Origin of the sequence: uncultured Tateyamaria sp., from assembly GCF_947503385.1 — a bacterium.
Lineage (GTDB): Bacteria > Pseudomonadota > Alphaproteobacteria > Rhodobacterales > Rhodobacteraceae > Tateyamaria.
Genome location: NZ_CANNDO010000009.1, coordinates 37,289 through 51,727, shown reverse-complemented (window position 1 = coordinate 51,727; position 14,439 = coordinate 37,289). Strand labels below are relative to the sequence as shown.

The following is a 14,439-nucleotide window of genomic DNA, read 5'->3' as shown; positions in this document are numbered from 1 at the left end:
GAACCTTCACGATAAACCTGCCTATGTCTGCCTCTGGCCGCCGATTATTCGACTGGCCTTATTTATGTGGGGCAACGCTAGCACAGGAACAGTTTTCGATAAAGCCTTGATGCACCTCACGTTTCCGTTTTTCTGCGCAGCAGCGATCCCAGATGTTGGGGCTGCGCAACCGGGTGCCGCTAGACAGGCGATTGTGGCGAGAATGTGGCGCCGCGCCGCCCGCGCAGCAGCGGCGGAAGCGCGCCAAGGTCAGGGATGGCGCGATAGCGCGGATGACCGTCCGGTGCGTCTGCCGTCTCGAAATCCCAATACAGGTCGTGGGGGACGTGGACGCCATAGCCGCCCGCCTCGATCATCGGGCGCACATCAGACTTCATGGAATTGCCGATCATCATGCCATGCGCAGCACCGCCAAAGGGCGCAAAGATGCGGGTGTAGACATGGGGCACCTTGTCCGACACGATTTCGACCGCGTCGAACATCTCACCCAATCCGGATTGCGCCAGCTTGCGCTCTTGATCCGGCAGGTCGCCTTTGGTGATTAAAAGAACCGGCCCCTGCGCTTGCGCAGCCGCGACGGCCTGCGCCGCGTGGGGCAACAGGTCGATGGGGTGCTGCAACATTTCCTGCCCCGCAGCGATCAATTCAGAAATCACGGTGCCGGGCACGGCGTTGCCTGTAACCTCAAGGGCGGTTTCGATCATCGACAGCACGAAGCCTTTGATGCCAAAGCCATAATGGCGGATATTGCGACGCTCTGCTTGCATCAACCGGGCGTCCAGATCCGCGGCATCGGTGTGCGGTGCCAGCAATTCGGCAAAGCGGGTCTGGGTCAGTTTGAAGTAGCGTTCATTGTGCCACAACGTGTCGTCGGCATCGAACGCAATGCAGCGCAGATCGTCTGGGCGCACAAACGCGGAAGGGCGAAGCGTCGACATGACGTGCGCTTTCTCTTTTCTAAATGGCCAGACGCGTTATATAGCAAGGCCCAAGGCACTCCAGTGGATTCCCGGAACACGAGGCGATGATGCATTCCGTTTGGCACATGATGGCGGACAAGCAGGACGAGGATGGCGACACCACAGTCGTCACCGAGACCAAGCCCAAGACCAAGCGGCCACCGCTCTACAAGGTGATGCTGCTGAATGATGACTATACGCCGATGGAATTTGTTGTGCATGTGCTGGAGCGGTTCTTTGGCCTTAACCACGCGCAGGCGTTCGAGTTGATGCTGACGGTCCACAAGAAGGGCCTCGCGGTTGTGGGTGTGTTCAGCCACGAAATTGCAGAGACAAAGGTGGCCCAAGTTATGGACTATGCGCGCCGTCATCAGCACCCGCTGCAATGCACCATGGAGAAAGAAGAGTAAGGTGATCGGGGATCGATTGCCCTTGGCTCTGGAGGCTGTGACGCTTCCGGAGGACGGCGCATTGGCCGTTTTATACCCGTCTGTCGATGCCGATTTGTCCGCTTTGCCACCGGACCGGGTGCATGTGGTGTCACCGCTGGCCACTGTTTGTGCGGTGTTTGCCGCGCGTGGCTATGCCACATCGGCAGAGATGCCAGAGGGCCGGTTCGCCGCCTCCGTCGTGTGTCTTACCCGTGCGCGGGACGAAGCGCGTGCATTGGTCAGTCGAGCTGTGGCGCAGACCGACGGTCCCGTGATCGTGGACGGACAAAAGACCGAAGGCGCGGATTCGATGCTCAAGGCCCTGCGGCAGCGGGTCGAGGTGGGCGGACCGATCTCCAAGGCGCATGGTAAGATTTATTGGCTTCAGGGAGGCGCGGAATTCAGTGACTGGGCCGCAGGTCCCACATTGCACGACGGTGGTTTTTGGACCGCGCCGGGGGTGTTTTCGGCGGATGGGGTTGATCCGGCGTCCGCACTGTTGGTCGATGCACTGCCCGAGGCGATGGTGGGCACGGTTGCCGATCTGGGGGCCGGGTGGGGGTATCTGTCGGCGCATGTTCTGACGCGCGGTGTGGATGCCGTACATCTGGTCGAAGCGCACGACATGGCCCTGCAATGCGCGCGGCATAATGTGACCGACCCGCGGGCGCAGTTCCATTGGGCCGATGCAACCGCGTGGAGCCCGCCACAAAAGGTCGATGCCGTTGTTATGAACCCGCCCTTTCACAAAACGCGCAAGGCCGAACCGGGGCTTGGCCGCGCCTTTATCGCGGCGGCGGCGCGCATCTTGCGCCCGCATGGAGCGCTGTGGATGGTGGCCAATCGGCACCTGCCTTACGAGGACGTGTTGGAACAAAGCTTTGCCAAAGTGGTTGATCTGGACGGCGATGCGCGGTTCAAACTGGTGCGCGCCGAACGACCACGCACGAAATCCGGCGCAAAACGGGGATAGCCATGTCATTTTCGATCAACGGCAAGACGGCCATTGTGACCGGTTCCGCCAACGGTATCGGCCTTGCCATTGCGCGCCACTTTGCGGACCGGGGTGCCAATGTGATGTGCGCCGATATGGACGAAAAAAAGCTGGTCGAAGAACTGGGTGACGTCGTGGAAGAGGGCAATATCCGCTATTTCGCCGGCGATCTGCGGCAACGGCTGACCATCGCGAACCTCGTGTCGGCAACGATCGACGCCTTCGATCAGGTGGATATTCTGGTAAATGCGTCACGGCAGGTGATGCACACGGATGCACTGAACCCAGAGGATACCAGCGTTGAGGTGCTGCTTGAACAAAACCTGATGACGGCAATCCGCCTGACCCAGCAGGTTGCGCGCCGCATGATCAAACAGGCCGAGGGCGATACCGAGACGATGTGCGTGGGTTCCATCGTCAACCTCAGTTCCATTGCGGCGCACCAGTCGCGCCCCGAGTTGCTGGCTTACTCGATTTCGTCTGCCGGGCTTGAGCAGATGACACGGTCAATGGCGCTGGCGCTGGCACCGGAACGCATCCGCGTGAATGCCGTGTCCTTTGGGTCCGTGATGTCGTCGTCCCTGCAATCGTCCATCGGCGATCACCCCGAATGGCGCGAAGCGATCGAGACGCAGACTCCCCTGCACCGCATTGCCGCACCCACGGAGTTGGTGGACGCGGTGCAATTTCTGGCCTCCGACGGGTCCGGATTTGTCACGGGCGAAGTGTTGACCGTGGACGGCGGGCGCAGTCTACTTGACCCTGTGGATGCGCCTGCACATTAGACCTTTTTTGGGAAAGTCGCGGCGGTTTGGCCGTTCCAGAGACGGTTGCCAGCGGGCCGAAACGACGGTTGCGGCGTGTTGGGTCTTGGCGTCATGTGAGAACTCGCGTTAAAATCTGTCAACCAAACAGGACAGTGTGCATGACAGAACAGTTCGACACTCAGAAAACCCGCGCCGCGGCGTGGTTCCGTCAGTTGCGCGACGATATCGTCGCCGCCTTCGAAGAGCTGGAGGACAGCCATGCGCAAGGTCCGATGTCGGACGCACCGGTTGGCCGGTTCGAGGTGAGCGAGACCAAGCGCACGGCGGAGGACGGGTCGGATGCCGGCGGCGGACTGATGAGCGTCATGCGCGGCGGGCGCGTGTTCGAGAAGGTGGGCGTGAACGTGTCGACCGTCTATGGCACGCTTGGCGAACGGGCACAGGCGGCCATGATGGCGCGCAAGGGCCTGCCCGGCATGAAGGACGATCCACGGTTCTGGGCGTCGGGCATTTCGCTGGTTGCCCACATGCAGAACCCGCACGCCCCTGCGGTTCACATGAACACGCGCATGTTCTGGACGCCCCATGCGTGGTGGTTTGGCGGCGGGTCAGACCTGAACCCTTGCATCGAATATGCTGAGGATACGGCCCATTTCCATGCCCAGCAGCAGGCGCATCTTGACCCGCACGGGGCCGATTTCTACCCGCGTCTGAAGGCGTGGGCGGATGAGTATTTCTACATCCCGCACCGCAAACGGGCGCGGGGGGTTGGCGGAATTTTCATGGACGATCACTGCACCGGCGATTGGGAGGCGGATTTTGCCCTGACCCAAGACATCGGGCGCGCGTTCCTGCCCGCCTATGTGCCGCTGGTCGAACAGCGTCGCGTGCAGGACTGGAATGACGCCGACAAGGATGCGCAACTGGTGCATCGCGGGCTCTATGCGGAATACAACCTCGTTTACGACCGGGGCACCAAGTTCGGGCTTGAGACCGGGCATGACGCAAATGCCGTGTTGATGAGCCTGCCGCCGCTGGCCAAGTGGGTCTAGCTGTCAAAGCCGCCCAGAATCGCGTCAACATCCAGCCCTTGGGCCGATCCGGCAACCTGTCCGCCCGCACCTGCAAAACGCGTGCTGACAAACCCGTCTGCCACGGCGTTTGACGCACCCTGAAGCAGAACCGCCGCTGTGAGCAGTAGCGCCGTGCGTTCGGCAAACTGGCGCGCCTCCGCTTCGTCGGGCTGTCCGGACCAGCGGGTGCGATGCGCCTTGAGCGCCGCGTCGTAGCGCCTGTCTGCGCCACGCGCGCTGTCGAGTTGGGCATTGAGCGCGGCAAGCGCGGCAGGTTCGCGCGCCAAGGTGCGCAGGATGTCGAGACAGATCACATTGCCTGACCCTTCCCAGATGCCGTTCAAAGGCGCTTCGCGGTAGTAAAGCGGCAGGCCAGTGTCCTCGATGTAACCCATGCCGCCCACGGCCTCCATCGCCTCGTAGGTGACGCGCGGACACAGCTTGTTGTTGAGAAATTTGGCCAAAGCGACAGTGATGCGGGCATAGGCGCGGTCCTTGGGTTCCGTGCGGTCAAAGGCTTCGGCCACATGCAGGGCGAGCCGTGTCGCCGCTTCCCAGTCGAGCATCAGGTCCGCCAGCAGGGTTCGCATCAGCGGTTGATCAATCAGTCGCTTCTGAAACGCGGTGCGGTGGCGTACCCAATGCACGGCCTCGACCAAAGCGCCGCGCATCAGCCCTGCGGGCGCAATGGCCGTATCAAGGCGGGTGTGGTGCACCATTTCGATAATCGTCTGCACGCCACGCCCTTCCGTTCCCATCTGGTGCGCGCGTGCGCCGTGGTATTCGATCTCGGCGGAGGCATTGGACCGGTTGCCCAGCTTGTCCTTGAGGCGCATGAGGTGGATCGCGTTGCGCTCGCCCTCAAGCCAACGAGGCACCAGAAAACAGGTGAGGCCACCGGGTGTCTGCGCCAGCGTCAGAAATCCGTCGGACATGGGCGCGGAGCAAAACCACTTGTGCCCGGTCAGCCGCCAGTGACCGCCGTCCCGCTGCGCCATCGTCGTATTGCTGCGCACGTCGGAGCCGCCCTGCTTTTCCGTCATGGCCATCCCCAATGTGGCGCTGCGTTTCTGTGCCACGGGCAGGGCGCGCGGATCATAGGCGCGGGCGGTCAGTTTGGGCACCCAGAGGTTGGCGAGATCGGGTTGGGCGGCAAGCGCTGGCACGGCGGCATAGGTCATTGTCAGCGGGCAGCAATGGCCCGGCTCCACCTGACTGGCGAGGTAGACCATGGCGGCGTGTTCGACATGGCTGCCCCCATCCCACGCGGTGGCGGCATAGCCTGCCTCTTGGCTGAGCGTCATCATCTGGTGATAGGCCGGATGGAACCGCACCTCGTCCAGCCGCCGCCCGCCCGTATCGAAAAGCGCCAGTTCCGGTGCGTGACGGTTTGCCTCGTGCGCGGTGGCGCGGGTATGCGCGCGCCCGATGCTGGCACCGTATTGAGCAAGAGTGTTGTCCGGCACGCAGGCGCGCAGCACCGGATCGCTTGCCCACAGGTCGCGGTCACCCGCCGTGGGCGGTTGGTTTTCGACGGTGTGCGTTGGCATGTCCGAGCGCGGGTGTGACATAAGGCAAAGGGTGCGCCTAGGGGTGGGCGCGCGTCAAGATGGGGCGCTGCCCCCGCGCTGCGCGCTCCCCCGTGGTATTTTCGGTCAGAAGAAGATCAGTGCCAGTCGAAGAAGCCTTTTCCTACCTGTTTCAGCAGGTCTTGGGCCAGATCGGTGCCCATGTCTGGTCCGTCTGCAACCGCCCCGGTTCGGGAGCCTGACAGCGCATCCGATCCGTCAGGCCGCAGCACCTCGCCGTGCAGGATCAAGGTATCGCCATCGACGGTCGATGTGGCGGCAATGGGTGTCTGGCACGAGCCGTCGAGGGTAAACAGGAACCGTCTTTCTGCGGCAAGCCGGTGACCGGTTGGCGTGTCGTGGATCGCCTCAAGCAGCGCGGCGGTGTCGGCGTCGTCCATGCGCCGTTCGATCCCGATAGCCCCCTGTGCCACGGCGGGCATCATGGCGGTGGTTTCGATTGGGGTCGCGGGCACATCGTCCATACCCAGCCGGTTCAGCCCGGCGCAGGCGAGAAATGTGCAATCTGCCACGCCGTCGCCAAGTTTTTTGAGCCGTGTCTGCACATTGCCGCGAAATTCGACCACGTTCAGGTCTGGCCGCTTGTTCAGCAGCTGGGCGCGGCGGCGCAGTGACGACGTGCCAACGGTTGCCCCTTCGGCCAGATCGGTGAGCGACGTGAGGCTGGGCGAGATGAATGCGTCGCGCACGTCCTCGCGCGGCAGGTATGTTTCGAGGATCAAACCGTCCGGCTGCACTGTCGGCATGTCCTTCATCGAATGGACGGCAATGTCGATTGAACCATCGAGCAGCGCGTCTTCGATCTCACGGGTAAACAGGCCCTTGTTGCCGATCTCCTTGAGCGGGCGGTCCGCTGCGATCATGGATCGGTCGTCGCCGGTGACCTTGATGACACAAATTTCGAACGCGTCTTCGGGCAGGTCGAACGCCTGACCAAGACGCTTGCGCGTCTCGTGTGCCTGAGCCAAAGCAAGGGGTGAGCCGCGCGTTCCGATCTTGAGCGGGGCGGCGGGGGTAGGAAGTCGCACTGTCATGGGTTTATCTTTTAGAAGTGTCAACTTATCCTGACAACCAGAATCCAACACGTGAGGCGTACGCGATGAAAGACGGTGTGCAAACCAAGACAATATTGCGGGCCCTTGCGGGGGAGACGCTGCCCACACCCCCCACCTGGATGATGCGGCAGGCGGGGCGGTATTTGCCGGAATACAAGGCGACGCGGGCACAGGCGGGGGATTTTCTGTCGCTGTGCTACAATCCAGAGTTGGCCGCCGAGGTGACTTTGCAGCCGATCCGACGCTACGGGTTTGATGCGGCGATCCTGTTTGCTGACATCCTGCTGGTGCCACAGGCGCTGGGGGCGGATTTGTGGTTTGTGACCGGCGAGGGGCCACGGCTGTCGACGATCACGGATCAGGCGGATTTCGACGTGTTGAAGCCTGTGGACGCGATACATGACACGCTCAACCCGATTTACGAGACGGTGCGCCTCCTGCGCCGAGAACTGCCGGAGGAGACGACACTGATCGGATTTGCCGGCGCGCCGTGGACGGTGGCCACCTACATGATCGCGGGGCAAGGCACGCCGGACCAGGGCCCGGCACATGCATTGAGGACCGGGAACACGCCCCTGTTCGAGGCGCTGCTGGCGCGGATCACGGCGGCGACGATCGAATACCTTGCTGCGCAGATCGAGGCGGGCGCGGAGGTGGTCAAGATTTTTGACAGCTGGGCCGGGTCGCTCAAGGGCGAGGCCTTCCACAAATATGCGGTGCTGCCCTGCGCCGAGATCACCGGCGCGCTCAAGGCGCGGTACCCGCATATTCCTGTGATCGGCTTTCCGCGTGAGGCGGGGGACGGGTATATCGGATTCCACAAGGCCACTGGCGTGGATTGCGTGGCGCTGGACAATTCGGTGTCACCGGACTGGGCGGCGGCGCATGTGCAGGTGGATGGGTGCGTTCAGGGCAACCTCGCTTCGTCCCACATGGTGACCGGGGGGCAGGCGCTGGTCGATGAGACGCGGGCCATCGTGAAGGCGTTTTCCAAGGGGCCGCACATCTTTAATCTGGGACATGGGATCACGCCTGACGCGGACCCGGAAAACGTGACATTGATGATCGAGACGGTGCGGGGCGGATAACCCCGCTTTCGTGCTTGACGACTCTGATGGGCTGGCATAGGTGACGCCCCCATGGCGCGGTAGCTCAGCTGGTTAGAGCGCTCGACTCATAATCGAGAGGTCGGGAGTTCAAGTCTCCCCCACGCCACCAAACTTCCCCCCTTTGGGTCTGAAAATTGACGCGGCGGATCATGCCGGGCCTGACGGGGGTGCGGCCGGATTTGCCGCGGCCTTGCGGCACCGGATTTCGCGCCTTTCGGTCTGATTTTATCAGGCTGGGCCGGGGTGGGATTGGGCGCTGATTTTTGCGGGGGCCGGTCAGGGGCGGCGGAGAGGTGCGCCAAGACGTGTCCCAGCGTGGGACACGCTTTGACCCGCGAAATATCAATGGGTTACAGAGACGGATTCAGGGAATGTTAAGGTTTGGACGCCGTGCGTTGCAGCTTTTGCAGGACCGCAACGGCGCGTTCCGCGTCCGCTGCGCCGACAAATACGTGGTCGTGATGGTAGGCGGCGATGACGTTGCAACTGATGCCCGCGCCTGCCAGCGCGGTGGCGACGGCGGCGGTGAGGCCGATCCCTTCGAGATCGGAAAACACGTTCAGCGTGATCCGCCGCATTGGCACCGACACGTCATGGCCTGCCGCGCGCGCCACGGCGATGGGCAGGATCAGGGTCACCCCTTCGGCCTCGCGGATCATGGCAAAGGCGGCGGTCGTGTCCGCCCCGTCAGGCACCGCACAATAGACCCACGTGCCGTCCTGCAAAACGGGTTCCATGCCCGCGATCATGGCTGTGGTGTCCTTCACCGGCATGGCGCAACCTTTTGCAACATCAAATGGACCTTTTGCAGACATCAAAACCACAACGACCCGATTGATCGCCCCGGTCCAACCTTCATTGTGCCGAAAGTCAGCCAAAGGAAAGACCCGCCATGAAAAACCAGACGCGCGCCGTTGTGATCGGAGGGGGGATTGCGGGGTGTTCGACCCTCTATCATCTCACGCAGGAGGGCTGGACCGATGTGGTGCTGGTCGAGCGGGACGAGCTGACCAGCGGGACCACGTGGCATTCGGCGGCGCAGGTGACGAATTTCGGGATGAACCAGACCATGGTGGGCCTGAAATCGCATTCCATCGCGCTGTATCAGGACCTGCGCGACGATCCCGATTACCCGGTGCAGTACAATCACGGCGATGGCGGTATCCGGCTGGCCAACACCGAGGCGCAAATGGATGGCTACCGGCATTTTGCGTCTATGGCGCGGGGCATGGGCGTCACATTCGAGGTCATAGACGCGGCGGAATGCGCGCGGCGGCACCCGCTGATTTCAACCGAAAACCTGCTGGGCGGGCTGTGGGACGGCAATGACGGGGACATTGACCCGGCATCCTTGTGTCAGGCGCTGGCGCGGCGGGCGCGCAAGGCAGGCGCGGAGGTCTATCGCCAGACGCCGGTCACCGGGCTGACGCAGCACAGGGATCATTCGTGGACCGTTCACACGACCAAGGGGGATATCGACTGTGAGGTGGTTGTGAACGCCTGCGGCTACCGGGTGAACGAGGTCGGCGCGATGATGGGGGTGCATCACCCCGTCGCCTCCATGGAGCATCAGTATTTCGTCACTGACGACATTCCGGGGATCGTGGAAGCCGGGCACCGGATGCCTCTGCTGCGCTGCCCGATCAGCGACTATTATTGCCGTCAGGAAAAGAACGGGCTGCTGCTGGGCTTTTACGAGCAGGACTGCCGGACATGGGGGATGGACGGGATCAGCCCGGATTTTTCGAACGATCTGTGCCCCGATGATCTGGACCGTATCACCGACGTTCTGGAGGGCGCGTTTGCCCGGATGCCCGCCCTGATGGACGTGGGTATCAAGACCGTGGTCAACGGGCCGATCACCTACACGATTGACGGCGCCCCCTTGGTCGGGCCGATCCCCGGCAAGCGAAATGCGTTTTGTATCATAGGGTTGCGTGCTGGTTTGGGCGAGGGCGGCGGGCATGGGTGGCTGTTGGCGCAACAGATCGTACATGGCGAGGCCTGTTACGATACGTGGGTCTTGGACCCGCGACGGTTCACCGGCCATGGCAATGTGGAACTGACGGCGCTGAAGGCGATCGAGGATTACCAGAACGAGTTTCGGTTCCATTTCCCGCACGAGCATCGCCCGGCGGGGCGACCGGTTAAGACGACGCCGCTGACCCCTGTGCTGGCCGCCGAAGGGGCGGCGTTCACCGTGGTCAACGGCTGGGAGCGGGCGGAGTATTTTAAACCGTCGCCCGAATTTGCGGTGACACACGGGTTTGGCTTTGACGCGGCGTTTGACGTGGTGGCCGCCGAAGTGGCGGCGGTGCAAAATGCGGTTGGCTTGGCGGAGGTCAACGGGTTCAACCGGATCGAGATTGCCGGGCCGGATGCGCATCCGTTCCTTGATCATGTGATGTGCGGGCGGGTGCCTGCGCGCGCGGGCAAGGTGGGCCTTGGCTATCTGCTGAATGCACAGGGCTGTGTGAAGGCGGAAGCGACGGTTGCCAATATCCCGGACGGGCCTGTCTGGTTCGGATCGGCTGCGGCGGCGGAGTGGCACGATCTGGATTGGCTGGCGCAGCATTCGGACGGGTTTGACGTGTCGCTGCGGTCGCTGACGGAGGCCTATACGATCCTCGTGCTGGCCGGGCCACGGGCGCGGGATGTGCTGTGCGCGTGCAGTCGGGGCGATTGGTCGGCGCAGGCTTTTCCGTGGTTGTCGGTGCGACGGGCCTTTGTCGGGATTGCGCCTGCGGTGGTGATGTCGGTGAGCTTTTCGGGTGAGCTGGCCTATGAGATTCACGTGCCCAATGCGCAGCTATATGCGGCTTATCTGGCGCTCCGGGCTGCGGGGGCGGGGCATGGCCTGCGGCTGTTTGGGGCGCGCGCCGTGGAATCGATGCGGATGGAAAAGGGGTTTTTGCATTGGAAGGCGGACCTGATCACCGAATTTGACCCGTTCGAGACCGGGCTGGATCGGTTTGTGGCGATGGACAAGGGCGATTTTGTCGGGCGGGCCGCGCTGGCGGCGCGGCAGGCGGCGGGGCCAAAGGCGCGGCTGGTGTCGTTGCGGGTGCAGTGTGACCATGGCCCTGCGCATCCCGGCGCGTCGATCCTGCGCGCAGGTGCGGTGGTGGGCACGGTCACCTCGGGCGATTGGGGGCACCGGGTGGGCCAGAATCTCGCTTATGCGTTTGTCAGGCCGGAGGTTGCCGCGCCGGGCACGGTTCTGGAGGCGGATCTGCTGGGCCGTTCGGTGGCCGTCGAGGTGATTGCACCGGGCCCCTATGATCCGCAGATGCGTTTGCCCCGCGGGTGAGCCGGAACCGGGAAAGTTACAAACGCGGGTGACAGGCCGCGTTGCTTTTCTTAACAATTCCCGTGGAAGAGCGAGTCACGCTGCACATGGCGTGACCGGAACGGGAGGAATTCCATGAACTTCACACGCAAATCTTTTCTGAACCTTGCCGGTGCTGCGGCCATGGCCGTGGGCTTTGGTGGGGCGGCGCAGGCGCAGGAGGTCACGTTGAGCCTGCACCAGTTCCTGCCAGCGCAGGCCAATGTGCCCAAGCTGATTCTGGATGTCTGGGCTGATGACGTCGAAGCGGCGAGCGACGGGCGGATCAAGATCGACCGCTTTCCGTCGATGCAGTTGGGTGGACGCCCGCCAGAGCTGATGGATCAGGCGATTGACGGCGTGGCCGACATCGTCTGGACGGTGGTGGGCTATACGCCGGGGCGCTATCCGTCGACCGAAGTGTTTGAGCTGCCGTTTATGGTGAACGACGCGCGCGCGGCCTCGTCCGCCTATTGGCAGATGTTCGAAAAGCACATGAAGGACACCGAATTCAAGGATGTGCACATCCTTGGCACATGGGTGCATGGGCCGGGCATGATCCATTCGAACAAGGCCGTGACGACCCCTGCCGACATGGAAGGGCTGAAGATCCGGGGCGGGTCGCGTCTGGTCAATTCGTTGCTGGAGAAAACCGGGGCGACGCCTGTGGGGATGCCGGTGCCTGCGGTGCCTGAGGGCCTGAGCAAGGGCGTGATCGACGGCACAACCATCCCGTGGGAGGTCACCGCCGCGCTGAAAGTGCCGGAACTGGTGGGCAACCACACCGAGTTCGAGGGCACGGCGCTGTATACGCTGACCTTTGTGCTGGCGATGAACAAGGACCGCTACGACAGCCTGCCCGAAGACCTGCGGGCGGTGATCGACAGCAAGTCCGGCCTCGAATTCAGCATCTTTGCCGGTGGCACGCAGGCGGATTCCGATGGACCCGCGCGCCAGCTTGCCGTGGATCGCGGCAACAATATCGTCACCGTTTCGGGTGGTGATCTGGACGCGTGGAAGGCTGCGGCGCAGCCGATCTACGACGAATGGATCGCCGACATGAGCAGCAAGGGCATCGACGGTCAGGCGCTGATCGACGAGGCGCGTTCGCTGATGGACGCCTATGGCGGCTGATCGCCCCATCTGACGGAGCAGGGCCGTGGTGAGACCGCCGCGGCCCTGACCCTTTATCCCCCCCCGAAAGACCGATGATGATGCACAGTTTGGTGAAATGGCTTGCGCGCGCTTCTGCCGTGATCGGGGGCGTCGTGCTGTTGGTGCTGATCGTGCTGACCACGCTGTCCATTGTCGGGCGTGAACTGTCCAAGGCAGGGCACGCGATGGACGGCTGGCTGGGCGGGCTGATCCTGTCCACCGGCGTGGACGAGATTCGCGGCACATATGAGCTGACCGAGGCGGGTGTCGCCTTTGCCATTTTCGCTTTTTTCCCGGTGTGCCAGTTCTACGGCCAGCACGCGACCGTGGACGTGTTCACGGCGGCGATGCGTCCGCGCCTGCTGGGCTGGCTGCGCGCCTTTTGGGAGGTGGTGCTGGCCGCCGTGATCGTGTTCATCGCGCTGCGGCTATATGACGGGATGCTGCGCTATGTGGGCAATGGAGAGACGACGCTGTTCCTGCAATTTCCGGTCTGGTGGGCCTATGCGGTGAGCGTGGGTGCCGCCTGTGTGGCCAGCCTGACGGCGGTGTATTGCGCCTATGCGCGTCTGGTCGAGGCCGCGACAGGCCGTTCGATCCTGCCGGAGGGATAACATGGACCTGCTGCGCGAGTTCATTCAGTGGGCGGGCCTCACGCGGCTGGAGCTGGGGTTCTGGTCGTTTCCGATCCTGCTGGGCCTGATTTTCCTGCGCGCGCCCATCGGCCTCGCGATGTTCCTGATGGGGCTTTTGGGCTGGATTTTTGCCATGAACGGCAACCCGACGCCCATTCTGGCCAAGCTGAAATCCGAGACGTACACGACCTTTTCCAACTATTCGCTGACGATCATCCCGATGTTTCTGCTGATGGGACAGTTCGCGACGCTGTCGGGCATGTCATCGGCCCTGTTCAAAGCCGCCGAAGGGTTCTTGGGCCACCGGCGGGGGGGCGTGGCGATGGCGTCCGTCGGGGCCTGCGCGGGGTTCGGTGCGATCTGTGGATCGTCGCTGGCCACGGCGGCAACGATGGGGCGCACCGCCCTGCCAGAGCTGAAACGCTATGGCTATTCGGGCGGATTTTCGACGGCGACACTGGCCGCAGGCGGCACGTTGGGCATCCTGATCCCGCCTTCGGTCATCCTTGTCATCTATGCGATCATCACCGAGCAGAACATTGCCAAGCTGTTTCTGGCCGCGTTCATCCCCGGCATTCTGGCGGCCATTGGCTACGTCATCACCATTTCGATCTACGTGCGCCTTTATCCCGACGCGGCGGGCACGCGCCCCGCAGTGCCATGGGCCGAACGGTGGAGGGCGCTGGCCGAAACATGGCCGGTGCTGGCCATTTTCGGCCTTGTGGTGGGCGGCATCTATGCCGGGTGGTTCACCCCGACCGAAGGCGCGGCCATTGGCGCGGCGGGCACTGGTCTGGTGGCGCTGGTGGGCGGCAACCTGACATGGCGCGTGTTGGGCGAGGCGTTGATCGGCACGGCCAAGACAACGGCGATGATCTTTTTCATCGTGCTGGGCGCGTCGCTGTACAACAACTTTCTCGCCCTGTCAGGCGCGCCGCAATGGCTGGCAGATTATGTGCTGGGGCAGGGGTTCACGCCCTTACTGGTGCTGAGTGTGATCCTGCTGTTCTACCTTGTCTTTGGCTGCGTGATGGACAGCCTGTCGATGATCCTGCTGACGGTGCCGATCTTTTTCCCGGTGATTTCGGGCCTCGATTTTGGGATGAGCGCGGAGCATGTGGCGATCTGGTTTGGCATCCTCGTGCTGATCGTGGTGGAGGTCGGATTGATCACGCCGCCGGTGGGCATGAACCTGTTTATCATCAACGCGATGGACCGCACGACGCCGATGACCGAGACGTACAAGGCGGTTCTGTTCTTTGTCGGATCGGATATCGTGCGGGTGATCCTGCTGGTGGCATTCCCGGCAATCACGCTGTTCCTGCTGCCCGTCTAGGGAGGGCT

At 62.8% G+C, this 14,439-nt stretch carries 13 protein-coding genes and 1 tRNA gene; 10 read left to right on the top strand and 4 right to left on the bottom strand.

Annotated elements, in window-relative coordinates; genetic code table 11:
* Positions 1-179 precede the first annotated feature (179 nt).
* Positions 180-938 carry an HAD family hydrolase gene (locus Q1A85_RS20300; protein WP_299694002.1) on the bottom strand — a complete coding sequence of 253 codons (759 nt, stop codon included), beginning with the start codon at positions 936-938 and terminating at the stop codon, positions 180-182.
* Between the two features lie 89 nt (positions 939-1,027).
* On the opposite strand from Q1A85_RS20300, the gene clpS reads away from it, so the two are divergent.
* From clpS to hemF, 4 genes are all read left to right on the top strand, one after another.
* Positions 1,028-1,369 (top strand): ATP-dependent Clp protease adapter ClpS, encoded by a 342-nt coding sequence (gene clpS, locus Q1A85_RS20295; RefSeq protein ID WP_299694211.1) that lies wholly within the window; start codon positions 1,028-1,030, stop codon positions 1,367-1,369.
* Position 1,370: 1 nt separating this feature from the next.
* On the top strand, positions 1,371-2,363 hold the full coding sequence (locus tag Q1A85_RS20290; protein ID WP_299693999.1) for a methyltransferase: 993 nt from the start codon (positions 1,371-1,373) through the stop codon (positions 2,361-2,363).
* A gap of 2 nt (positions 2,364-2,365) precedes the next feature.
* Positions 2,366-3,169, top strand: coding sequence for an SDR family oxidoreductase (locus Q1A85_RS20285; RefSeq protein WP_299693996.1), 804 nt, complete (start codon positions 2,366-2,368; stop codon positions 3,167-3,169).
* A 140-nt stretch (positions 3,170-3,309) separates the two neighbouring features.
* Positions 3,310-4,203 carry an oxygen-dependent coproporphyrinogen oxidase gene (hemF, locus tag Q1A85_RS20280; RefSeq protein WP_299693993.1) on the top strand — a complete coding sequence of 298 codons (894 nt, stop codon included), beginning with the start codon at positions 3,310-3,312 and terminating at the stop codon, positions 4,201-4,203.
* Here the strand turns inward: hemF and Q1A85_RS20275 are convergent.
* The gene (locus Q1A85_RS20275; RefSeq protein ID WP_299693990.1) at positions 4,200-5,774 is read right to left on the bottom strand and encodes an acyl-CoA dehydrogenase family protein; all 1,575 of its coding nucleotides are present in this window, start codon (positions 5,772-5,774) and stop codon (positions 4,200-4,202) included. The genes hemF and Q1A85_RS20275 overlap by 4 nt on opposite strands.
* Before the next feature lie 116 nt (positions 5,775-5,890).
* Positions 5,891-6,847: a hydroxymethylbilane synthase gene (gene hemC / locus Q1A85_RS20270; RefSeq protein ID WP_299693987.1), complete on the bottom strand. Its 957-nt coding sequence runs from the start codon at positions 6,845-6,847 to the stop codon at positions 5,891-5,893.
* Between the two features lie 65 nt (positions 6,848-6,912).
* Between hemC and hemE the strand changes: the two genes are divergently transcribed.
* Entirely contained in the window at positions 6,913-7,956 is a 1,044-nt protein-coding gene (gene hemE, locus Q1A85_RS20265; protein ID WP_299693985.1) for a uroporphyrinogen decarboxylase, read from the top strand.
* Positions 7,957-8,009: 53 nt separating this feature from the next.
* Positions 8,010-8,086 (top strand) — tRNA-Met (locus Q1A85_RS20260).
* Between the two features lie 265 nt (positions 8,087-8,351).
* Here the strand turns inward: Q1A85_RS20260 and Q1A85_RS20255 are convergent.
* On the bottom strand, positions 8,352-8,750 hold the full coding sequence (locus tag Q1A85_RS20255; RefSeq protein ID WP_299693982.1) for an ACT domain-containing protein: 399 nt from the start codon (positions 8,748-8,750) through the stop codon (positions 8,352-8,354).
* Positions 8,751-8,869: 119 nt separating this feature from the next.
* Between Q1A85_RS20255 and Q1A85_RS20250 the strand changes: the two genes are divergently transcribed.
* The 4 genes from Q1A85_RS20250 (at position 8,870) to Q1A85_RS20235 (ending at position 14,431) form a co-directional block, all read left to right on the top strand.
* Complete coding sequence (locus tag Q1A85_RS20250; protein ID WP_299693979.1) at positions 8,870-11,287, top strand: FAD-dependent oxidoreductase; 2,418 nt, start codon at positions 8,870-8,872, stop codon at positions 11,285-11,287.
* A 114-nt stretch (positions 11,288-11,401) separates the two neighbouring features.
* Positions 11,402-12,439 (top strand): TRAP transporter substrate-binding protein, encoded by a 1,038-nt coding sequence (locus Q1A85_RS20245; RefSeq protein WP_299693976.1) that lies wholly within the window; start codon positions 11,402-11,404, stop codon positions 12,437-12,439.
* Positions 12,440-12,516: 77 nt separating this feature from the next.
* Positions 12,517-13,074: a TRAP transporter small permease gene (locus tag Q1A85_RS20240; protein WP_366140624.1), complete on the top strand. Its 558-nt coding sequence runs from the start codon at positions 12,517-12,519 to the stop codon at positions 13,072-13,074.
* 1 nt (position 13,075) lies between these two features.
* Positions 13,076-14,431 (top strand): TRAP transporter large permease, encoded by a 1,356-nt coding sequence (locus tag Q1A85_RS20235; protein WP_299693973.1) that lies wholly within the window; start codon positions 13,076-13,078, stop codon positions 14,429-14,431.
* Positions 14,432-14,439: the final 8 nt, after the last annotated feature.